This window comes from Clostridium celatum DSM 1785 (assembly GCF_000320405.1).
Taxonomy (GTDB): domain Bacteria; phylum Bacillota; class Clostridia; order Clostridiales; family Clostridiaceae; genus Clostridium; species Clostridium celatum.
In genome coordinates this window covers 16,533-38,233 of sequence record NZ_KB291645.1, presented here as the reverse complement: position 1 = coordinate 38,233, position 21,701 = coordinate 16,533, and the positions used below count along the sequence as shown (strand labels likewise).

Below are 21,701 nucleotides of genomic sequence, written 5' to 3'. Positions count from 1 at the left end.
TATGTATTAAAAGCTCCGATAATTTAAATTATCGGAGCTTTAGTTTATAATTTTTAAGATTCTTTTTAATTTTTGGAGGATTTAATAACTTTTATCATTGATTTAAAAGGAAAGCGAATCATGTCAATTATTACTCCATAGATAATAAATGTTACTAAATGTGCGATGTACATATTAAAATTAGGACCTTCATTCCATATGATATTTCTGAAACCTTCTTGATAAACAAGAAAGTTAAGTATCGGATTTAATCCTATCAATAATATATTTTTATCGTCATAGCCCATAAAATTAATTAATATTATAAGAATACTTAATACTATAAAAATACTTATAAAAATAAAATTTTTTAATATTTTTCTCATAAAATCTCCTTCAAATGAATACCACTATTCATTTTTTCTAATTTATTTAATTATAGCATATTATTTACAAAATTATAATTGTTTATAAATATCCGCATAATTAATTTTAACTTGCTCTCTAAGTTCTTTATTTTCTTCTTTAAGCTTTTTAATTTTTCTTTTTAAACTTGCAATTATAGCGTCTTTTATCATCTTCCAACTTTACTTCTTGAACCTTCATCGCTTGTTCACCTTCTTCAATATTAGATTAACCTATCCTTCTTATTTTATACTTACTATACTATTTATTCTTACTTTGTTTAGTATTTATATTATATAAAAAAAGATATAGGATTTATTAGTTATTACACTAACTATCCTATATCTATCTTACTCTATTTAAACCTATTTTGGTATAAATGGACCCAATTATTTAAAACAGAAATGGAAAGAAATAAACCTAAAAAGTTCTTTATTCATGCTAATTTCAACACTATTTTAAAACAAAGCCAAAATAATTAATTAAGGGTAGTTTAAATACTACTCTTTTTTATTATCTTTTATTACAGGTGTTCGTGCTACTTCACACCAGTATTAGTGGATAAATGTTGTTATAGCTATTTAAATTTAATGGTTATATAGAGCATTTATGCTTGATTGTAGGTGTTAATCTATGCCTGCGAGTGCAATAGCATGGCCTTTTAGACAGTCAAGAGCTAAAGGGTTAAATAACTAGACAGGAGTATTCCAAAAAGTTATAAGATTCGCAGTTTATAACTCTGCGTTAAAAAATAGTTGTCATTTTATTAGTGTAAATTTTTACTATCTAATAATTTGTATTTGAATATCATATAAACTAGTTGCTATTTTCTAGTAGTGCAATATTTTGTCATTTATTGTACTGTTCCTCCTAGAACATAAAATAGCTGTAGTTAAAGGTGCAAAGCATCTGCTCGTAAGAGTTTAACTGTAGAAGTCTAACATAAAAGACAATAAAGAAATGTATGTCTTTAAAATTCTATTTAGGAAGCAGTTCGCTGACTGTTTCTTATTTCTTACAGACAAGGGCAAGTCTTTAAAATGCCCACTCCTTTAAGGTAGAAATAATAGCATCATTTTATAAATATGGTGTTATTATTTGTGCTTTAAAAGGCAATTAAAAAATGGGAGGCGGATAAAAATGATAAATATATTAAGTTTATTTTGGGTGCTTGTTTTAATTGGGTATTTTGGATTGCATATAATAGTAGCGTTTTTTATGTTCTATGCTATAAATGTAGGGTTACATTTTATAGATGCGATTGCAGAAAAACTGATTAGTAAAATAAGTAATATTAATAAGAAGAGAGTAGTGTAAAACTATTCTTTTTTATTTATTAGAGAAAATATAGCGGATAGGGCTACACACAATGTGGGTACGCTTTTGGAATTAAAGAAATGACTGTAGAAGAGATAAATAAATTTACTAATAATATAGATTTAGCAGAGTTTTATTTTAAAAATAGGGTATGTTAATTCGTACTATTTTAGGGGGATAGGGTATGGGAATTGATGAGATTTTAGAGAGTGTTGAGGAGTACATAGAAAATGCAAATATAAATGAAATAATAAAAGAATTAGAAAGGATAGAAGAAAAATGTTAGGATTTTTTAACAAGAAAGATAATAATGGAAAAATAAAAAGGAGATAGAAATGGAAGAAAGAATATATAGAACTTATAACGTAACAGATAAAAGAATTGCAGATAAACTAATAGAGATGGGGAAGTGGCAGTATTTTACAGAGAATAAGCCACATTGGAAATATCCGAATAGGATGCAGAAAGTATGGTGCTTCGAGTTTGATAGAGATTTAATTAAATTAGTTAAGGATATTAAGAAAGATTTATATGGCAATTTATAAACATTGTCCAAAATGCGGTAAAATAATAAGTATAAATGAGAAGTACTGTAGTAGTTGCAAAGAAGTAGTAGATAATAACAACAAGAAAAAATATAGTAACTATAATAAAAAAAGGTATAGTGATTTAGAAGAACGTAAGTATGTTAAGTTCTATAGTTCAAGTGAATGGATAAAAATAAGAGACTATATAAAAATACGGGATTGTGGGTTATGTATTCCCTGCTTTTACTCACTATGTACCAGTGGTAATGTTATATATAAAGATGAAGATACTTGTGCAAGTGAGTATTCTCATCATATCGAAGAGTTGAAGGAATGTTGGAATAAGCGTATTGATGATATGAATTTAATAAGTGTATGCAGTTGCCATCATGACACAATACATAGAGAATATAACAAAGGAATTAAAGAGAAAGAACAAATGCAGAAAGCGTTGAGAGAAATACTTGATTGGTATTTGAAAAATTTTTGTTTCTAAAATTTAAGCAATAGAATAATATAAGATTTAATTATAAAGGGTTTTATATTATACGGTGTGTTTATTTTGGAAGTATATTCACAGAAATAGGGGGGCTATGGATAGATATTTTGAGAGAATATTAAAAATACCCGGTTCAAACTTCCAGTTAGAAAAATTTCCGAAAATGAGGATTTTATAAGACGGCACTAAATTAACTGTGGTCTTATTTTTATGCAATAAATTAGTGAAAGGAGGTTTTTAGTTATGGCTAGACCATCAAAACCGGTAAATTTACAAACTTGTCACTTAACTCAAGAAGAGAGACAAGCAAGACAAGAAGCAGAAGCAAGGTTAAAAGGAGGAAGTGATAAAGTAAAGCCTCCTTCATATTTAAGCAAGGAACAAAAGAAAATATTTAAATACATTGTTAAAGAAATGGAAGCAAGTGGTGTATTAGCTAACTTAGATATTTATATTTTATCTACAGTTGTTATCGCAATAGATAGAATGCAAGTAATAGATAAAATGGTCAATAGTAATCCAGAGTTGCTTGTAGAAAGAAAATTATTAGGAACGCGCAAAGATGCTGAATCTGCATTTTTTAGAGCTTGCACTGAATTAGGATTAAGCCCTACGGCTAGAAGTAAAATAGCAAATATAAATGTACAAGCACAAGTAAATGCAGATGATCCAGTTTTAAAAGCATTAAGGGATGATGATTAATGATATTACTGGATAAGGCATTAGAATATGCTAATGAGTGTGTTAGTGGTGAAAATATAACTACTTGGGAAGTAAGAAAACAATGTGAAATATTTTTAGAAGATTATAAAGTAAATCAATATAAAGATGATTTTGAATTTTATTTTGATGAAAAGAAACTAAAGAAAGTTAATAACTTATTAAAGTTATTTAATATGGCAACAGGATTTAATGAAAATGAATCAGCACTATCAGCAATTTGGGGGTTTCAAGCATTATTATTAGTTAATATTTTTGGTTGGAGATACAAAAATGATAGCAAAAGATTTAGATACCGTGAAGTATTACTATTTATACCGAGGAAAAATGCTAAAGGAACTATGTGCGCTTGGATATTAATTTTAGGAATGTTATTAGAACAAAAGTTTTCTAATTTCTTTAGTATAGCAACTAGTAAAAAGATTGCGGCCGAACTTAGAGAACAAATTGTACAAATAATTTCAACAAGTCCAGCAATAAATAAACACTTTAAATGCAGTAAGCAAGAATATGGAAAGGTAACATGTTCCATAAAGGGCAGTAAATATGAGCCTTTATCTAGCGATAGGGATAATAACTTAAACTCTTTTAGAGGTACATATTTGATATTGGATGAAGTAGGTGCTTTTACCACTAGAAAGGCAACTTCTACATTAATATCAGGACAAAAATCAGTACAAAATCCTATGGCTTTTTATACTACTTCAGCTTATGCAGAATCCAATAGTATTATATATGAAGAGTTAGACTATTATAGAAAAATACTAAAAGGTGAATCAATAGATAGAACAAGATTTTGTTTAATATATTATGCAGAAGATGGAGAAGAATATGAAGATTCTGGAATTATTAGAGCTAATCCTTTAAGATTAGAAAGAAATATAGGGGAGATAAAACAGCTTAGAGATAAAGCAAGAATACTACCATCTTTACAGGAAGACTACTTAGCTAAATCTGTTAACAAGATGTTAGAAACTAAAGCAGAAAATGAACACTACTTAGATATGAGTATATTTAGAAAATATAAAAAGCCAAAGCAATTTATATATGAAAAATATAATGGTAGAAAAGTAAGTTTAGGCGTTGATTTATCTAAGACAATAGATTTATCCTCAGTTTCGATTATGACTAAGGATGATGATGGATATATATACTGTAGCAGTTTGGGTTTTATTCCGGAAAATACAATATTTAGTCCTAATAGAACCGAAAAGATTGACTATTACGTTGAAGCTAAAAATGGAAATGTAAAGATACAAAAAGGTAATACAATAAGAGTTTTAGATATCTGTAATTATATTAGGAAGATAGAGGAGGCTTATAAGTGCGAAATAGAATGCATTTATTATGACGGAAGTTATGCTGAAATATTAGAAAGAGAACTAGAAAATGATTATGATATGCTAAAACTCAGACAAACGTATACAGAGTTATCTAAGTACTATAAAAAGTTTAGGGATGATTTATATGAAGGAAAGGTCTTTTATGCTGAGAATAATTTATTAGATTATTGTGCTTCTTGTAGCCAAGTTTCTACAGGTAAAGCTGGAGATATAATGGTTTTAAAGGATAGAAAAAATAAGTCTGAAAAGATAGATTTATTAATAACTATACCTTTTGCATATGCACATTGGTACATAGAAGAAGAAGAGTATGATGCTGTTAAAGCATTAATGAGTGAAGATTGGGGGTAAAATAATGAAGAAGAAATTAAATAAATGGTTTTCGAAAACAATATCTTGTATTAAAATAAATGCTATTGATATTTTAGTAGTAATAGCATTGTTAATAATAGGAGTAAATTCTTGTTTTATTAACCTTAACTTTGGATTTTATATAATAGCTTTAGAGTTGATTATTCTAGCTTATGCATTAAGTAAATTTAAAGGAAAGGAGGTGTAGTTAATTGAGTTTATTTTTTAATAAAAAGGAAGAGAGGGCAATAAACTTTTTTGATGTATTTGGTTCAGCTTCTATAGAAGAAACAGGAGCTATGAGGGAATCAGCTTATTTGAGTTGTTTAGAATATATAAGTAAATCAATAGCTAAATTACCTTTGGAAATTTTGAATGTTAAAGATACAGGAAGTAAATTGCCAGATGTGAGTAATCCTAATTATTATACATTAACTAACAGATTTAATAAATCTATGAATAGCTATATAGCTATGAAAACATTTATAGAAAATGGATTGCATAATGGTATAAGTGGATTATATATTGATCCAATAACAAAAGAATTATATCCAGTATTAATTCATTCTTTAATAGTTGATAATGTTGGATTAATTAATAGTGGAAAAGATAATCCAATTTTATATTCTTGTCAGATAGATAATTTTACATTTGATGCTTTAGATAGGGATTTAATAGTATTTAAATTTGGACAACATCGATATGGATTAGATGTTACATCTATTAAAAGTCTAGCAACAGAAACTATAGCCTCATTAAAACAAGGGCAAACATATTTAAATAACATATTTGAAAATGGTGGTATGGGTAAAATCGCAGTACAAGTTACTTCTAGTATAGAAGATAAAAAAGAGTTAAAAAAAATACAAGAGAAATATGATAAACTATATAGCAATTCTCTAAGTAGAGTTTTTACAATACCTGCTGGTTATCAGCTTCAGAGTTTAACTAATTCACTATCTGAAAATGATTTTATGAATATTAGAAAGTTAAGTAGAAAAGAAATATGCGCTACATTTGGACTCCCTTCTACTATTATAGGTGACTATGACGGTGTAATTATACCAATATTGAGCAATTACAATTGCAAATATATAGTGATTGTTTACAACCTATAATGACTCAAATAGAGCAGGAATTTACACATAAATATTTATCTAAATCTGATAGAGGTAAAAAGATTATTGAGTTTGATGAGGATAAATTAATTAAAATGGATTATAACACAAGAATAGATAGTTTAAGTACACTTAAAGATAAATCATCTTTAACAGCTAATGAAGTTAGAAGAGAATTAGGATATCCAGATTTAGAAAGTGAATATGCTGACGAAGTAGTTCTTACAAGTGGATATTTACCAGAATCTTTGGCTAAAACTTATTATATTAATAAAGTTGGAGCAACGGAAGGGGGTGGACAAAATGCAAATAAGGAAGATGGACAATAAACTTCATATTGAAGGGTATGTAAATATTAGCGATAAAAAATCTAGAGTACTACACGAAAATGGAATTAAATTTATTGAAGAAGTAGAACCAAGATGTTTTCAACGTGCTTTAGGTAGAGCAGATAATATTGAACTTCTATTAAATCATGACCCCAATAAGAAGTTAGGTTCTCTTAGAGAAGGAAATATAACTCTTAAAGAAGATAATATAGGTTTATACATAAGAGCAGATATCGAAAATGAAGATGCTATTAAAGCTTATGATGAAGGTGGTTTTAGTGGTTTTAGCTATGGATTTACAACAATCAATGATAAATATAGGGATTGGGATAGTGGATTAAAGTTAAGAACATTAAAAGACATTAATTTAATTGAAGTATCTTTATTGGATAGTAAAACAACACCAGCTTATTATGGAACGATGGTAAATGCTGAAACTAGAGAATTAAATACTAAAGAAGTAAGAAATTTTGTAGCGGATGAATTAGAAGAAATTGATAATTCAAGAGAGTTAAAAGAATTAAGAGAATATGCAGAAATTATTGAGGAAGTCTTAGAGTTAATCTAGGGCTTTTTATTATGCAAAAAATTGGAGGTAAAAATGGAAGAATTAAAAAGAAAATTAAAAGAAGCTAATGAAAAGATGGTTGCAGCAATAGGTAACGAAGATTTAGCAGGTGCTAAAGAACAAAGAAGCCTTATTGCTGACATAACTAAAAAAATAGATGATGAAAAGAAAGCAGAGGAAAAGAGAGCTTTAGATGCCGAAAAAGAGAAGGCTGAACTTGAAAAAAGAGAATTACAAAAACAAAAAGAATTAAGAAAGGATGATGTTAAGATGGAAAAAAGATCATATGTAAACGCAGTTAAAGAATTAAGAGAAGGTAAGGTAGTTTCTACAAGAGCTATTCAGGTTGCTGGTGAATCAACAAAGGCAGTTGTACCAGAAGAATTTTTAAAGGAAGTTGAGGTTTTAGAGGCTGGATACGGTTCATTAGAATCTTATTGTGAAGTTATTCCAGTAACATCTTTACAAGGTAAAAGACCAGTTTCTGAGTTAGGTGGTAAGTTAGCTAAATTAACACCAGGTCAAAAGATTCCAGAAGGTTCAGTAGCATTTACGCAATTGACTTATGATGTAGAAGGATATGGAGAAATAGTTGCTGTAGATAACTTTTTAGATGAAGACTCAGCAGTAGATATTTTCTCTACTATTAAAGAAAATTTTGCTGTAAAATCTGTAACTACAAAGAATGAAGAGATATTAAAGCAAGTAGAGGCAAACGTTGATTCTGCGAAAGAAATTACAGTTGGAGCCACTATAATTGATGATATAATTAATGCTATTGATGGATATAAGCCTTCTGTTAGAAGATTTGTAAAAGTTTTAGCTAACTCGGTTTTAAGAGCTAAAATTAAAAATGCATTCTATGCTGAAAGTGGAAAAGATGAAAGAATAACAGTTGATAACGGTATTGTTTATATAGATGGACATGAAGTTGTTGAATTTGATGAAACTTTAAATGAGGCAATGGGATATGTAGTACCTATGAAGAGTATTAAATTCTTTAAGAGAAAGGGATTAGAAATTGCAACTTCTACTGAAGCTTATTTTGATTCAAATGCAGAAGCAGTTAGAGTTGTAGAAAGATTTGATGTTAAGCCTTTAGATAAAACAATTGTTAAAGGTATAAAGATTGTAAAGGGTGTTTAATATAGGCAAGGAGTTTCCTCCTTGTCTTATTTTAATATAAGAAAGGAGATTAATTGTGAAAAGCAGTGCTGAATATAGAAAGATTTTAAACGATCCTATTTGGGAAGATGATGAAGATTATATAAGAGAAAATGTATATGATGAAATAAAAGTTGGAATTGGTGATGTTATAGCGTTTGTAAAATGTTATGACGAGGGAGAGTATGTTGATTTATTAGAGATGTTTGAAGTAGCTGAAATTTGGATCGATAGTACATATGGTGAAGGATATAAGAAAAATGAAAATGCTAAAACTTTAGCTAGGCATATGGCTAAAACATTAACTAATTCGATGTACTTTAACAGGTCATTCGAGATATCTTCAAGTGCTAAAACTAGCATAATTATAAAAAATATTGGTGCAAAATTAGCGTGCTTTGAAGAGGAGGGATAGCTATGATACCGACTTTTTTAAATGAGAAGGTAAGTTTTGTAACTAATGAAGAAGAAGGTGAGATTTTCTCTAATAGGAGTGAAAATTTTAAGATAATAAAAACTGTTGGTGCAAGTGTATTTAATTTTAATAATAGCGAATTTGTACAAGCATATTCAACCAATCAAAAAATTATTGTTTCTTTTAGAGTTATTTACAACAGATTTACAAAAGATTTGACATTTAAAACTAAAGAGTACCAGATACTTTGGAACGGTCAACTTTATAATATTATAACAGCAGTACAAAAGGATAGGAATTATGTAGATGTGAAAGCAGAGGTGGTATTTTGATGGCTGGTTGCACTATAGAAGGTTTAGATTCGGCATTGGAACTATTTGACGAAATAACAGATGACGATATAAAGACAGCATTAAATGAAATTGGTAAAAAGGCTAAAAAAGCTATGCAAAGTGCTTCAGCGGTTGATACTGGAAATGCTAAAAGAAGTGTAAAGAGTAGGATTAAGAGAATGCCTTTTGGAATGAAATTAGTTACTAGGTTTACGGAAGAGTATTATGCTTACCAAGAATTTGAAAGTGAGAAGTCTAATCCTAAAAATATTGGTAAAGCTTATAGAGCTTTAAAGGGATTGGATGAAGAAGCTATTAAAATACTTAGCAAGATACCAGTTAAGGGAAGTGGTATGTAATATGGAAGAAAAGTTTAAAAATGATTTAGAAAATGAAAAAGTTTTAGCTTTATGCAAAAATATTTTTTATTGGGATAAGGCTGAAAATTCAAAAGAAAATGAATATATAAGATGGTTTATTTTAGATGAACAAAGGAGAGCATTTGCAGGTGGAAAATATCTATACACAGAGTTTGATATACAAGTAGATATATACACTTTAAGAAGCTATAGAAATTTATCAAATGCAATAATAAAAGCACTAGAAGATAAAAAATACACAGTTATAAGCAACGAAAACGGTGTGATAAAAAAGGGTAATATTAAGCTTTACAATAAAACGTTACGCTTTAGATTTAATAAATATAATTAGAAAGGTGGAATTTATTTATGGCATTAAGTAACATAGTTAGATTAACAAACGGTTTAAGAAAGGTAAAAATGGCAGATTTAGAAGAAGAAGGAACATGGGGCGAAGTATATGAAGTTGCAGATTTAACCGCGATGAGTGCAGAAACAGTTGAAGGAGATAGTACATATGCAGCAGGTAATGCAATTATATACTCTAAAAAGTCGGTTGGTAAAACAAATGGTTCTTTAAGTTTTTATGGTATGTCGGATGCTACAGAAGCTAAACTATTTGATATAAGAGAAGCTAAAAATGGCGGTAAAATTTACGGGATGAGGGCAAACAAGGGGTATAAAGCAGTAATTATAGAATGTACAGCAGTAAATCCAGCAACAGGGGTAGAAGAAGATGTACATATTATATTCCCTAAAGTTGCACTTGGGATGATTTCCGACCAAGTAACTACTAAAGATGCAGATGGAAATGAGCAAATTGATACTAAGTCTTTAGCATTTACAGCGTTAGCACTAGATAACGAGTTTAAGACTTATAAGTATATAAATACAGGTGCAACACCATCACAATTAACTGCTGATATGTTTGTAGAAAAGCCTTCAGTATAATTTTTTTAAGGACATTATTAATTTATAGTGTCCTTAATAAAGATTATAAATAAAATAGGGGGGGATGAGCAATGTTATTAACAGAAATACCACAATTAAATATAACAATAAATGATTTAGATATTAATTTTAAATTTAATTTTAAGATAATAGAAAACTTATATTATGGATTATCAGATAAGATTATTTGTAAAAAGTTAAATATAAAATATATTACACCATTGCAATTATTAGAGGGAATGGAAAATTACAATGAGGGTTATTTTATATTATTATTACATGCTAGTGCAGACGGAAGGTATAGTATAGACTTAATTAAGAGTGTAATAAATAATACTTCTATAGAAGATAAACAAGCTATATATTTTATAATTAAATCTATTATAGTACAATCTTTAATTTATGTAGAACCTAAAGAAGATGAAGATGAAAAAGAGGTCAAATCAGAACAAAAGAAAGAAATAGAAGGAGATAAAAACTATAAAGAAATATTCGAAAATTGGTATAACTATTATTATACTATGTCGGTCGATAAGTTAAAGATGAGCATAGAAGAGTTCTATAATGCAACAGCAACACAAATAAAAGAACGTGTGTATAGAATTAATGTAGATAAAAAGAATACATATATATTAGCCTATGCTGAAGTTGTGAAAGCTAGAGGACAAGTGCAAGAAAGTAATAAACCGCTAGTAGAAGAAGTTTCTAATCCATGGGAATTTATAAAAAGAATTTAATTATATAGGAGAATTTATTAGGTGGTTATCCTATTAGGTTCTCTTATTTTTTTACAAAATAATAAGAAGGGGTGATGATTATGGCAGAAAGTAAAATATCTGTATCTTACGTAGTTAATAGTAGTCAATACAACAAAAATATAGCGGATATGAAAAAAAATATGCAGTTATTAAATCAAGAAATTAAAACTTCGGCACAGGAAGTTAATACATATGGTGCTAACATTCAAAATTTAAGTAAGAAACAATCAAGTATAAATCAAGCATTAGCACAATCTAAAAAGATAATATCTGAATATGAAGCTACATTAGTTAAAAATAATGCTAGTTTAGAGAAGAACAAGAATAAATTAAGTGAATTTGCTAAAAAGAAAGAAGAAACAAATAAAGCTTATAAAGAAGCTATAAAGATATATGGAGAAGAAGCAGAAGAAACTAAAAAGGCAAAAGAAGCATTAAATGAAGCAACTAAAGCTTATGAGAAACAAGAAAAAATAGTTTCTAAGAATGAAAATGCTATAAGAAATAATTTAACTCAAATTGAAAGAACTAAGCAGGAGCAATTAAAATTAGAGCAACAATTAGAAGAGACTAATAAGGCTATAGAAACGCAAGGCAATAAGTTTATAAAGGCTTCAGAAAAGTTTGCTACGGCTGGGGCTGCATTAGAAAAAGCAGGTGGAAGCCTTAAAGGTATGGGAGCAGAAGTACAACAAGCAGGTGCATTAATAACAACCGTTTCTGCAACACTTGCAACATTAGCTAGTAGTTATCAAAGTGGGTTAGCTAAGGTTAACACGCTAGTTAACGATAGTAAAGAAGGGTTAAAGGCTTATGGAGAGTCAGTTATGGAGTTAAGTAATAATACAGGTGTAGGAGTTACAGACTTAACTGATGCTTTATATGATGCCATTAGTGCTGGTGTTGATTATACTAAATCTACTCAATTTATAAATGATGTTAATAAGGTTGCTGTTGGAGGGTTTACAGATATAGCTTCAGCCTCAAATCTTTTAACGCAGGTTATGAATATATATGGTAAATCTGTTGATGATGTAGAAGATGTATCTAATAAATTATTTTTAGTTCAAAAAAATGGTGTAACTACAGTTGGACAACTTGCTTCAAGCATGGGAGAAGCTATGACGATGGGTGCTTCATATAATGTTAGTTTAGAGAATATATTATCTTCTTATGCGAGTTTGACAAAACAAGGTAGAACAGCTAGTACAGCACAAACACAATTAAAGGCTATGATTCAGGAACTTGGAGATACTGGCTCGAATGTAGGGAAGATATTAGAAGAAAAAACAGCTAAATCATTTACTGCATTAATGAAGGAAGGATATACATTATATGATGCTTTACAGATAATAAAAGATAGCTGCGATGGAAATGAAGATGCGTTTAATAATTTATGGAGTTCTACAGAGGCAGGGTTGAGTGCTATGTCATTACTGAGTCAAGATGGTGAGTATTTTAATCAGACTTTGAATGACATGGCTAATAGCGCAGGGTTAGCAGATGAAGCATTTAACACAATGTCAAATACTAGCGAATATAAATTTAAGAAATCTATAAATGAAGCTAAGAATAGCCTAACTAAATTAGGAGAAAGTCTTTTACCACTTGTTGATGATGTATCTAATGGAATTAGTACAGTTGCAGATATACTATCTAAAGTTAATCCAGAAGTAATAACAAGTGTAGCAAAATTTGGAGCCTTAGCAATTGTATTTGGTACAGTTATTAAAGCAACAGGAAGTCTTGTTACTGTGCTAGGCAAAGGATGTACAGGAATATCTACACTATTAAATATAGCAAAAGATACTAAGAGTTTAGGAAGTTTTAGTAAGGCATTAGAGCAAAGTGATACAGCAGTTGGAGGACTTGTTAAGTCATTAGGGGGATTAACTTTAAAAGGTGGTTTAATAGGGTTAGCAGTAGCTGGAGTAGGAGCTTTAGGATTGGCTTTATATAATAATCAAAAAGAAATAGAAAAGAGCGAGAAGGCATATAAAGAATTAGGTGGTAAAATTGGAGACTTTACTGGAACACTTAGAAGTAATGAATCAATTTGGACAGAGATATTTGGAAAAGAATATAGCTGGAAGTTTAGTGAAGAGTATAAAACTGCACTAAACAATGCTGAAACTAATGTATCTAATTGGGTAGGAACTTTAAAAGGGTATCAGCAACAAATATACGATATTTTAAATTCTACGGAAATAGATCAACATACTAAAGACAAGCAAGTAGCTACATTAATAAAAGATACAATAGGAGCAGGCAGTATAGATAGTCAAATTAATTCAATTCAATCTGGAATGAGCGAAAAGGGCTTCAGTCAAGAACAAATAGATAAAACTGTAGAAGATTTTAAAAAGGCTATGGAAGAAACGTATAAGCAAATAGAAGGTCTTGAAATCAGAGGACTTGATATGATTAAAAAATACACTTCTAATACAGTAGATGAAATGGGGAATCAAGTTACTAACATTGACTGGGATGGATTCAATAAAGAATTCGGTGAATATCTAACAAAAAATAATGAAGCTATTATATCAAGTCAGCAAACAGGATATGATGATTTATTAGAAATTACTCAAAAGTATAATGATGAGCAAAGTATAATATATGGGAAATCGATAGAAGGGACTATAGAATATAATAAGAAAACCATAGAAAATACTATTAAATCTAAAAAAGAAGAAATTAAAGCATTAAGAGATAATGCAAAAGAACATGGATTGTTAACAGAAGAGTATAAATCTAATTTAGGAAAACAAGAAGAATACTTAAATAACTTAGAGAAGGCCCAGAAAGCAAATTTATTAAGACGTGCTATGTACGACAAGGAGTTCATAAAAGAGAATGATTTATTCGTGAAGAAGTTTGAAGAAGGTTATTACACTGTAAAAGACAATCTAAGTGGCATGACTACAGCATTTTTTGAAAATAGCGAAACCATGAAAATATGGGCTACTGATAATGGTTATTACACAAAGGAAATACAAGATCAGTTCGGAAATACATCTACAGTAGTTACAGATAACATGGGTAGAATTGTAGGAATGTTGGATGAAGGTTCTAATACTTTTGCATATTTTAAAGATGAAGCTACTAATGCATGTAATAAAGTTATAGAAGATATGGGATTAACTAATGCTACGGCAGAAGAAAAATTTAAAGCAATATGTTCTGCTATTGACAATGGTACTCTTAGTGCAGAAGCTTTTGGTATGACTAATGAAGAGTTTAAAGCAGTTGCAGAACAAATTATAAATGCTAGTGGCGATGCTAACAAATTAAAAGATAAATTAAATGAAATTCCTAAAAATGTTTCTACAAAATTAAATGTAGAAGGTTTAGACGAAGCTAATCAAAAATCTGAAACATTATTACAAAAACTAGGTAGCTTAGTTTCAAGAACGTGGACAGCTATTTTTGGAACTAATGAACCTCAGAAAAAAGAATCTGGTGGAAGTATCGAGAAATCTGGAATCTATAACATTAATGAACGTGGATTAGAGTTAATAGATAATCCAAGTGGTGCAAGTGCTTACACATTAGGACAAGCAGTACAAGGGGAGTATGCTTACATACCCAAAAACTCTAGGGTTACTAATGCAGTTATGACTACTCAAAAAATGAGTGATATGATTGACAGTAAATTAGCAAATTCAATAGGGGTTTATTTAAAAGAAATGAATAAGATATTAGCTAACAATAATTCGAATTCTGGGACAAATATAAATATAGATAATGCACACTTTGAAACGAAAGAAGATGAAATTAAAACTATAAATAATGTTAAAAGAATATTAAGTAGTATTAAATAAAGGGAGGTGTAAAAGAATGATTTATTATAATAAAATTTTTATAAATGGATTGCAAGTGCAAGGGGATAATTGTCCTTATTATGCTAATTTATATAATTTTTTATTAGATAGCAATAATACTAATAACGACAGCGATCTATATTCAAATGGCAGTTATAGCGGAAGTAGTAAAATTAATTCTAAGACTTTTACATTTCAAGTCGCTACAAAAGATGATGATGACATTAGAAGTGCTTTACAATTAACTCATGTTATTAGAAGTGGAGAAATACCTTTAATTGCAGATGTTGAGGGACTAGGAGAAGTAGAATGTTTAGTAAAAAAAGAAAGTGTAACTACAGATGATTTTGGAATAATGAATATAACATTTAAATTATGCGATCCTAACATTTACTCGAAAGACTATAAAGAACTTATATTAGAAAGAATAATAGAAGGTGGTTTTAAGGTTGCGTCATCCTTCACTATTCCTTCTAGTTGGAGCTACACTGAAAATGTAAAAGGTAATATTGGAGAATGTATAAATGAAGGTTATTCAACTGTATATCCTATTATAGAAATAGAGGGAGAAGCTAGTAATTTTAAAATATTAAATAAAGCTACGGGAGAGCAACTAAATTTAAATTATAACTTAGAGAGTGGGGAGTTATTATACATAGACTGTAATCCTGCAACTAGGTGTGTAAAAGTAAATAATAATAGTATTATAAGTAGCAAAAGTGGAAGTTATATAAGTCTAATATCTGGAAGTAACGAAATAGAAATAGACTATACTGGCGAGTGTGTATGTAAAGTTAGGTGGAGAGAAGTATGGACATAAAGTATTTTTTTAGATTATATACAAAAGAACACGAATTAATAGATGAATTATATCTTATAGATAATATTAAATATACTAAAACACTAAATGGTATGGGTAACTTAGAATTTAATACACCTATTGGGTACTTGTCAAAAAAAGGAATAGAGTTAACTTTGGGACAGCATATAGAACTATATAACGATAAGGGAGAATTACTGTGGTATGGAGTTGTTAATTCTCCATGTCCTTCCGGATTTGATATTAATGTTTTATGCTTAGGGTATGCTTGTTTATTAGAAAATAGAAACTTTACAAATATAGTATTAAATTCAGATAATGCATGGTCTAAGACTTATCCTAATAAAAGATATGGTGATTTGATATTTTCTTTAATAAATGAAATTAATGGTATTGCTGAGACTGGAATAAAGATAGGAAAACTTAAAGAAACTAGTTTAGTGACAGATAGAATAATAAATTGGAATGATGATTTATATGCAAAGATACAAGAATTTATAGAAGATAGTAATTGTTATTTTTTTATAGATAAGGATAGATACTTTAATTTTTACAATCAAATAGGAGAAGATAAATCTGATTATTATGAAATCAATGATTATAATATTATTGGTTCTTGGGATTACGCAATAGATCAAACTCAAATTGCGAACGTTATTAATGCTAGAGTTGTTTGGGAAGAGGAAGGTGTTACCACAGCTTTAGTATCTAGTGCAATTGACGAAAACAGTATTTCGATGTATGGCAGAAGAGAAAAAGCATTAAGTGTTAATGATATAAGGTTGCAAGAAACTTTAGACAAGCAATGTTTAGAGGAATTAAATACATATAAGAATCCTTTAGTTAGTTGCAGCGTTGAAGTTGGGATATCGGAGAGTTTCAACATATTTGATATTAACGTTGGAGATTATATATTATTAAATAGCGAACAGTATAATATAAAAGATAAAATTAAAGTATTAGAATACACTGTTAATTTAAAAACTAATACAGTAACTATAACATTAGGAAATTCTATATTTAGAGAGAATAAACTAAATATTTACAGATATGCATAATTAACTTACAATTAATATATATAACAATAAGTGAAGGAAATTATGAAGTGGACATAATTAAATGAATTGAAAGAATTTAAAAAGTATATTAGATTAAAAGGACTCTTTAATAGGAGTTCTTTTTTATTTAAAAAGGAGATGTGATAATATGGCAATAAAAGGAATATACGTTTCTGATGGAACTACATATACAGTAAGTGACATAAATGCAATAAATGATTTATCTTTTGGGGGTAAGGTTATATATAATGATGGATTATTAGTATCAGCGCAAACTACACCAAATATGACGGTTAAGGTTGCTTCAGGTTATTGCAGTACTAATGGAGCATTTTTACAGAATACAGCTAGTTATAATGTTACTATAGCTAGTAATACAGCTAGTTATGCTAGAATAGATGCAATAGTAGCCTATATAAGTGGGAATACTAGAAGTATAAAGGTATTACAAGGAACAGCAAGTGCTACACCTTCTTGTCCAAGCTGTACAGCGAGCTATTATGTTAAATTAGCAGAAGTATATGTAGGAGTAGGAGTAAGCTCTATCCAAGCTAGTAATGTAACAGATAGTAGGTCTACAAATAATCAACAAGTTATAACATCATTATCCGAGGATTTAATAGATTTAAAAAATAAAGTAGCTATACTTCAAAATAAAGATTATGAGGTAAATGAATATACAAGTGGCGCACAATATCAAAAGGTAACAAAATGGAATGATGGTAGAATGACCATATATCAAGATTTTGCTATATTGGCAGATGTTAATGTTCTTTGGGAGAATTGTTATATTCATAGTAATGTAGGAACAACGCCTACTAACTTTGCAGTACCATTTATCTCAGTTCCACGAGTTAAAGTTTCTACTGGATATAATAATACTGGTGCTTCATTTTGGGCAGTAGCGAAAGGCGCGCCAACAGTTAATCGTGGGCCTATTGTTCAAGTGTGCCGAGCTACTACTTATTCTACTTCTACAGAGTGGCATATAATCATAGAAGCAGAAGGAAGATGGAAATAATGGAAGTAATCGAATATTATAATGGTAAGGAAAAAGAAGAAGGAAAAGAATATAAGCTAACTAAGAGAGTGTCAAATAGAGATACTCTTTTTTTATATTACGAAGAAATTAAAGTAGATGAAGAGAAGATTAAACTAGAAAATAAAATAAAAGAAATGGATAGTATTATAGAAGACTTAATGTTAACTATTTTAGATATTATTCCAGTTTCGGAAGGGATGTGATTTATATGTTTCAAAAACTTTTAGATATGTATGTTGGAAGTAGAATTAACGAAGTGTATCTAGCCAAAGCTGTAAAGCTTGGATGGATCACAGAAGAAGAGATGCAAGAAATTATAGGTTTCAAGGCTTTATTGCCACAGATGTAGAATAGATTAAAGAGTATATAATTAAGGAATAATTTCAATTTATAAACATAAAAGAATTATTTGATATTCAAAAATATATTATATATTTAAATGAAATATCGAATTTAACTAGGGAAGCTTCAGTATAAATGGAGCTTCTTTTTTATAATTTAAAACAAAGATTTTAAAGGATTAACATCACCCAAATGGGGGGACGTTAGTCCTTATTTTTTTCAATTGTAAATAAATGATAAAAAATTGCTTCATTAATATATATAAAAAAATATGATATAATTAATTACTATAAATATAGGAACGGAGAGATATAAAGTGGGAGAAAAAATTAATGTTTACTACGGAAGAGTTTCTACAAAGAAACATGAACAGGATTCAAGTGTAGTAAATCAAGAAATGTATTTTAAAGAAAAAGGAATAAATAAAGGTTATATAGATAGAAGTGGTGGCACTACAATAGATAAAAGACCAGAATTTCAATTTATGTTAAAAGAATGTGGATTAGATGTTAAGAAAATAAAGAGTGGTACTAAATATAAGAGTGTGGTAGTTGATTCTAGTAAAGAGAGTAATGTTAAATATATATATACTAAGTCAATTCAAAGATTTGCTAGAAATGTTAGTGAGTGTTTAGATATATGTAGAATGTTGGCCGATAAAGAAACCTATGTTGTTTTTGAAGATTTAAATAAAAGTACGGAAGATAAATCATTTTTTATGACAATGAGTATAATGGCCACAATGGCAGAGAATGAATCATTAGAGAAAAGTCGTTCTATTAAAATGGGTGCTGCTATGACAGCTAAACAAGGAAAGGTTAGAAGTACATGTGCATATGGATACAAATATAATAAAGAAGATAATACATTAACTGCTATAGAAGAAGAAGCTGAAGTATTAAAAAGAATATTTAATTTAAAAGCTAAAGGATTGGGAAATAGAAGAATAGCTAATATATTAAATGAAGAAGGATATAAAACTAGAAAGAATAAAGAATGGCTTCCAAATGTTATATCTAGAATGATAAAGAATCCGATTTACTACGGTGCTACTGCGAGAAATAGGTATGAGACAAATAAACTGTATGGTAACAATAAACATGTTTTAAAACCAGAAGATGAGTGGATAGTTGTAGAAAATGATAAAATAGGAACCTATTATTTCAAAAGAGTTATTCGATAAATGTCAAAAAGTAAGAAAAGAAAATACAGTTTCAAATATAAATGTTGGTAAATATCAAGGTGTATCAGAATTATCTGGGAAAATTAATTGTATGAAATGTAATCAATTTTATACAAGAAATAAAGATACCAAAGTTAGGGAATATGGAACATATGAAAGAGTATTTTATAATTGCAGTACCAAAAAGCGATTCGGGAAAAGTAAATGTGATGCTAGAAATATTTCTAGTGAAGAAGTTGAAAACTTACTTAATATATATGTAGGAAAAGGTAAATATAAAAAAGTTGCGGATAATTTTTTAAATAAAAGTATATACGAAAAAGCGACTAAAGCTATTAAAAGATTAGAGGATTATATTAATAACACAGAAGATAAATATAAAATAGAAGCTAATAAAAATGAGATAAACAAATTAAAAGGTAAATTAAAGAAGATATTGGATTCATATTTAGATGATGGTATAGCTAAAGAGGTTTTTGAAGAAACACAAAATGAAATAAAGAATACAATAAATGAACTAGAGAAAGAAAATTCTAAATTAAGTGAATCAGAAAATGAAATTAGGGAAAGAATTAATTCTATAAATAACACAATTGAAGCTGGAAAGAAACTCATAGAAGGAATACCAGAAGTTTTGAGTAGAGAAGAATTTATAGAAAACTATTTAATTAGTATAAATGTTAAAGAAAATGGTGAATTGAGCGTATTAACAAAAGTTCATGCTTCCTTTGTTTTATTAAATAAATATATAGAAGGTGCAGAGCATGGTAAAAATAAAAGCAACAAACTTAGACGGGGAGATAGTTAACATTAACATCTCCTATAATTCAAATATAATCTTGACAACGTATAATAATATTAATATTGTAGGATTGCCAGATGTGTCTATAAGAGAATCCAGAGAAAGAGTAAGACTTGCTATTGTAAATAGTGGATATGAATTTCCGTTAGGGAGAATAACAATAAATTTAGCACCAGCAGATGTTAAGAAGATAGGAAGTCTTTTAGATTTACCAATTGCTATAGGTATATTAATGGCATCCAATCAAATTAAAGAAAAACCTTTAGATAAATATATAATATTTGGAGAATTATCTTTAAATGGTGAATTAAAGGGTGTAAAGGGTGCAATACCTATAATATTTGAAGGAGAAAGTAAGAAAAAGAATAATTTTATATTTCCACTTGAAAATTTAAAAGAAATGAGAAATTTTGTGCTTGGAAATTTCTTTCCTTTTAAAAATTTAAATCAAGTAATTTCATATATAGAAAATGAAGATTTATTACCATATGAGGGTAAAGTAAGAAATATAAAGGAAAAGATTAACTGTATTGATTATGGAGATATAATAGGACAGTACACATCTAAAAGAGCTATGGAGATAGTAGCAGCAGGCAAGCATAATATAATGTTATTTGGTTCTCCTGGATCAGGAAAGAGTATGTTGGCAAAAGCCTTACCATCAATTTTGCCACCTTTAACTATTGAAGAACAACAAGAAGTTGCAAAGATATATAGTGTATCTTCTATGTGGGAAGATGGATATAATTTATCAAGACCATTTAGAGCACCACATAATACTATAACCAAAACTGCATTGATTGGTGGAGGAACAGATATAAAACCAGGGGAGATAACCTTGGCACATAATGGGGTGTTGTTTTTAGACGAAATTTTGGAGTTTAAAAAAGATGTACTAGAGCTTTTAAGGCAACCATTAGAAGATGGAGTAATAAGTATTTCAAGATTAAAAGAAAGCTATATACTGCCAAGTAATTTTATTTTAGTCGGAACTTTCAATCCATGTCCATGTGGAATGTATTTGGAAGAAGGAAATGAGGGACTTTGCAAGTGTAGTGAATTAGAGAGAAAAAGATATATAAATAGGATATCAAGGGCATTATTAGATAGAGTTGATTTACTTAACTTTGTGCCAAGAATAAAATATGAGGAGATTACTAAGGAAAAAGATAAAGTTGATTCTGACAATATGCGACAACGTGTTATTTTAGCTCGTGAAATGCAAAATTATAGATTAGAAGGAACGAAATATAAGTATAATTCTGAAATAGTAGGTAAAGATGTTTTAAGATTATGTAAATTAAGTTGTGATGGTAAAAGAATATTAGAAAATTATTATAGTAAATATAGTATAACATTAAGAGGGTATACAAAAATAATAAAGGTTGCAAGAACAATAGCGGACTTAGACGGAGAAGAAATTATACAAGATTATCATATAATAGAAGCTATGGGATATAGAAAAAATGTATTTGGAGATATATTATAAAAGGAGGAG

Annotated in this window: 26 protein-coding genes and 1 pseudogene; 26 read left to right on the top strand and 1 reads right to left on the bottom strand. The window is 28.9% G+C overall.

Annotated elements, in window-relative coordinates:
* Window positions 1–65: 65 nt before the first annotated feature.
* Complete coding sequence (locus HMPREF0216_RS07990; RefSeq protein WP_005213388.1) at window positions 66–365, bottom strand: hypothetical protein; 300 nt, start codon at window positions 363–365, stop codon at window positions 66–68.
* 312 nt (window positions 366–677) lie between these two features.
* On the opposite strand from HMPREF0216_RS07990, the pseudogene HMPREF0216_RS18245 reads away from it, so the two are divergent.
* The 26 genes and pseudogenes from HMPREF0216_RS18245 to HMPREF0216_RS07870 all read left to right on the top strand — a co-directional run.
* Window positions 678–866: pseudogene (locus tag HMPREF0216_RS18245) on the top strand (hypothetical protein); the annotation flags it as partial.
* 658 nt (window positions 867–1,524) lie between these two features.
* Complete coding sequence (locus HMPREF0216_RS17080) at window positions 1,525–1,701, top strand: hypothetical protein (protein ID WP_005213386.1); 177 nt, start codon at window positions 1,525–1,527, stop codon at window positions 1,699–1,701.
* 335 nt (window positions 1,702–2,036) lie between these two features.
* Complete coding sequence (locus HMPREF0216_RS07980; RefSeq protein ID WP_005213385.1) at window positions 2,037–2,246, top strand: hypothetical protein; 210 nt, start codon at window positions 2,037–2,039, stop codon at window positions 2,244–2,246.
* Window positions 2,233–2,724, top strand: coding sequence for a DUF2116 family Zn-ribbon domain-containing protein (locus HMPREF0216_RS07975; RefSeq protein WP_005213384.1), 492 nt, complete (start codon window positions 2,233–2,235; stop codon window positions 2,722–2,724). Before HMPREF0216_RS07980 ends, HMPREF0216_RS07975 begins: the two co-directional genes overlap by 14 nt.
* A 246-nt stretch (window positions 2,725–2,970) precedes the next feature.
* Window positions 2,971–3,429, top strand: a complete 459-nt coding sequence (locus HMPREF0216_RS07970) for a phage terminase small subunit P27 family (protein WP_005213383.1) — start codon at window positions 2,971–2,973, stop codon at window positions 3,427–3,429.
* Complete coding sequence (locus HMPREF0216_RS07965) at window positions 3,429–5,141, top strand: terminase TerL endonuclease subunit (protein ID WP_005213380.1); 1,713 nt, start codon at window positions 3,429–3,431, stop codon at window positions 5,139–5,141. The genes HMPREF0216_RS07970 and HMPREF0216_RS07965 overlap by 1 nt, the downstream gene beginning before the upstream one ends.
* Before the next feature lie 4 nt (window positions 5,142–5,145).
* Complete coding sequence (locus tag HMPREF0216_RS07960; RefSeq protein WP_005213378.1) at window positions 5,146–5,349, top strand: hypothetical protein; 204 nt, start codon at window positions 5,146–5,148, stop codon at window positions 5,347–5,349.
* Window positions 5,350–5,353: 4 nt separating this feature from the next.
* Window positions 5,354–6,259, top strand: a complete 906-nt coding sequence (locus HMPREF0216_RS07955) for a phage portal protein (protein WP_005213377.1) — start codon at window positions 5,354–5,356, stop codon at window positions 6,257–6,259.
* Entirely contained in the window at window positions 6,226–6,588 is a 363-nt protein-coding gene (locus HMPREF0216_RS17900) for a phage portal protein (RefSeq protein WP_040419441.1), read from the top strand. Before HMPREF0216_RS07955 ends, HMPREF0216_RS17900 begins: the two co-directional genes overlap by 34 nt.
* Complete coding sequence (locus HMPREF0216_RS07945) at window positions 6,563–7,156, top strand: HK97 family phage prohead protease (RefSeq protein WP_051040682.1); 594 nt, start codon at window positions 6,563–6,565, stop codon at window positions 7,154–7,156. The genes HMPREF0216_RS17900 and HMPREF0216_RS07945 overlap by 26 nt, the downstream gene beginning before the upstream one ends.
* Before the next feature lie 33 nt (window positions 7,157–7,189).
* On the top strand, window positions 7,190–8,302 hold the full coding sequence (locus tag HMPREF0216_RS07940; protein WP_005213361.1) for a phage major capsid protein: 1,113 nt from the start codon (window positions 7,190–7,192) through the stop codon (window positions 8,300–8,302).
* Between the two features lie 55 nt (window positions 8,303–8,357).
* Complete coding sequence (locus HMPREF0216_RS07935) at window positions 8,358–8,735, top strand: hypothetical protein (RefSeq protein ID WP_005213359.1); 378 nt, start codon at window positions 8,358–8,360, stop codon at window positions 8,733–8,735.
* Window positions 8,736–8,737: 2 nt separating this feature from the next.
* Entirely contained in the window at window positions 8,738–9,067 is a 330-nt protein-coding gene (locus tag HMPREF0216_RS07930; protein ID WP_005213356.1) for a phage head completion protein, read from the top strand.
* Window positions 9,067–9,426 (top strand): HK97 gp10 family phage protein, encoded by a 360-nt coding sequence (locus HMPREF0216_RS07925; RefSeq protein ID WP_005213354.1) that lies wholly within the window; start codon window positions 9,067–9,069, stop codon window positions 9,424–9,426. Before HMPREF0216_RS07930 ends, HMPREF0216_RS07925 begins: the two co-directional genes overlap by 1 nt.
* Before the next feature lies 1 nt (window position 9,427).
* Window positions 9,428–9,778, top strand: coding sequence for a hypothetical protein (locus HMPREF0216_RS07920; RefSeq protein WP_005213353.1), 351 nt, complete (start codon window positions 9,428–9,430; stop codon window positions 9,776–9,778).
* Window positions 9,779–9,795: 17 nt separating this feature from the next.
* Window positions 9,796–10,377, top strand: a complete 582-nt coding sequence (locus HMPREF0216_RS07915; RefSeq protein WP_005213352.1) for a hypothetical protein — start codon at window positions 9,796–9,798, stop codon at window positions 10,375–10,377.
* A 71-nt stretch (window positions 10,378–10,448) separates the two neighbouring features.
* On the top strand, window positions 10,449–11,114 hold the full coding sequence (locus HMPREF0216_RS07910; protein ID WP_005213351.1) for a hypothetical protein: 666 nt from the start codon (window positions 10,449–10,451) through the stop codon (window positions 11,112–11,114).
* Window positions 11,115–11,194: 80 nt separating this feature from the next.
* Window positions 11,195–14,956: a phage tail tape measure protein gene (locus tag HMPREF0216_RS07905; RefSeq protein ID WP_040419438.1), complete on the top strand. Its 3,762-nt coding sequence runs from the start codon at window positions 11,195–11,197 to the stop codon at window positions 14,954–14,956.
* Window positions 14,957–14,972: 16 nt separating this feature from the next.
* A complete protein-coding gene (locus tag HMPREF0216_RS07900; RefSeq protein ID WP_005213349.1) occupies window positions 14,973–15,776 on the top strand; it encodes a phage distal tail protein in 804 nt (267 codons plus the stop codon).
* Window positions 15,767–16,834: a phage tail protein gene (locus tag HMPREF0216_RS07895; RefSeq protein WP_005213348.1), complete on the top strand. Its 1,068-nt coding sequence runs from the start codon at window positions 15,767–15,769 to the stop codon at window positions 16,832–16,834. The genes HMPREF0216_RS07900 and HMPREF0216_RS07895 overlap by 10 nt, the downstream gene beginning before the upstream one ends.
* 148 nt (window positions 16,835–16,982) lie before the next feature.
* Window positions 16,983–17,855, top strand: a complete 873-nt coding sequence (locus tag HMPREF0216_RS07890; protein ID WP_005213340.1) for a hypothetical protein — start codon at window positions 16,983–16,985, stop codon at window positions 17,853–17,855.
* Window positions 17,855–18,079, top strand: coding sequence for a hypothetical protein (locus HMPREF0216_RS07885; RefSeq protein ID WP_040419435.1), 225 nt, complete (start codon window positions 17,855–17,857; stop codon window positions 18,077–18,079). Before HMPREF0216_RS07890 ends, HMPREF0216_RS07885 begins: the two co-directional genes overlap by 1 nt.
* A 5-nt stretch (window positions 18,080–18,084) precedes the next feature.
* Window positions 18,085–18,225 carry an XkdX family protein gene (locus HMPREF0216_RS16775; RefSeq protein ID WP_005213336.1) on the top strand — a complete coding sequence of 47 codons (141 nt, stop codon included), beginning with the start codon at window positions 18,085–18,087 and terminating at the stop codon, window positions 18,223–18,225.
* A 309-nt stretch (window positions 18,226–18,534) separates the two neighbouring features.
* Window positions 18,535–19,401 carry a recombinase family protein gene (locus HMPREF0216_RS07880; RefSeq protein WP_005213334.1) on the top strand — a complete coding sequence of 289 codons (867 nt, stop codon included), beginning with the start codon at window positions 18,535–18,537 and terminating at the stop codon, window positions 19,399–19,401.
* Window positions 19,376–20,209, top strand: coding sequence for a recombinase zinc beta ribbon domain-containing protein (locus tag HMPREF0216_RS07875; protein WP_341349484.1), 834 nt, complete (start codon window positions 19,376–19,378; stop codon window positions 20,207–20,209). Before HMPREF0216_RS07880 ends, HMPREF0216_RS07875 begins: the two co-directional genes overlap by 26 nt.
* Window positions 20,166–21,692 carry a YifB family Mg chelatase-like AAA ATPase gene (locus HMPREF0216_RS07870; protein WP_005213332.1) on the top strand — a complete coding sequence of 509 codons (1,527 nt, stop codon included), beginning with the start codon at window positions 20,166–20,168 and terminating at the stop codon, window positions 21,690–21,692. The genes HMPREF0216_RS07875 and HMPREF0216_RS07870 overlap by 44 nt, the downstream gene beginning before the upstream one ends.
* Window positions 21,693–21,701 lie beyond the last annotated feature (9 nt).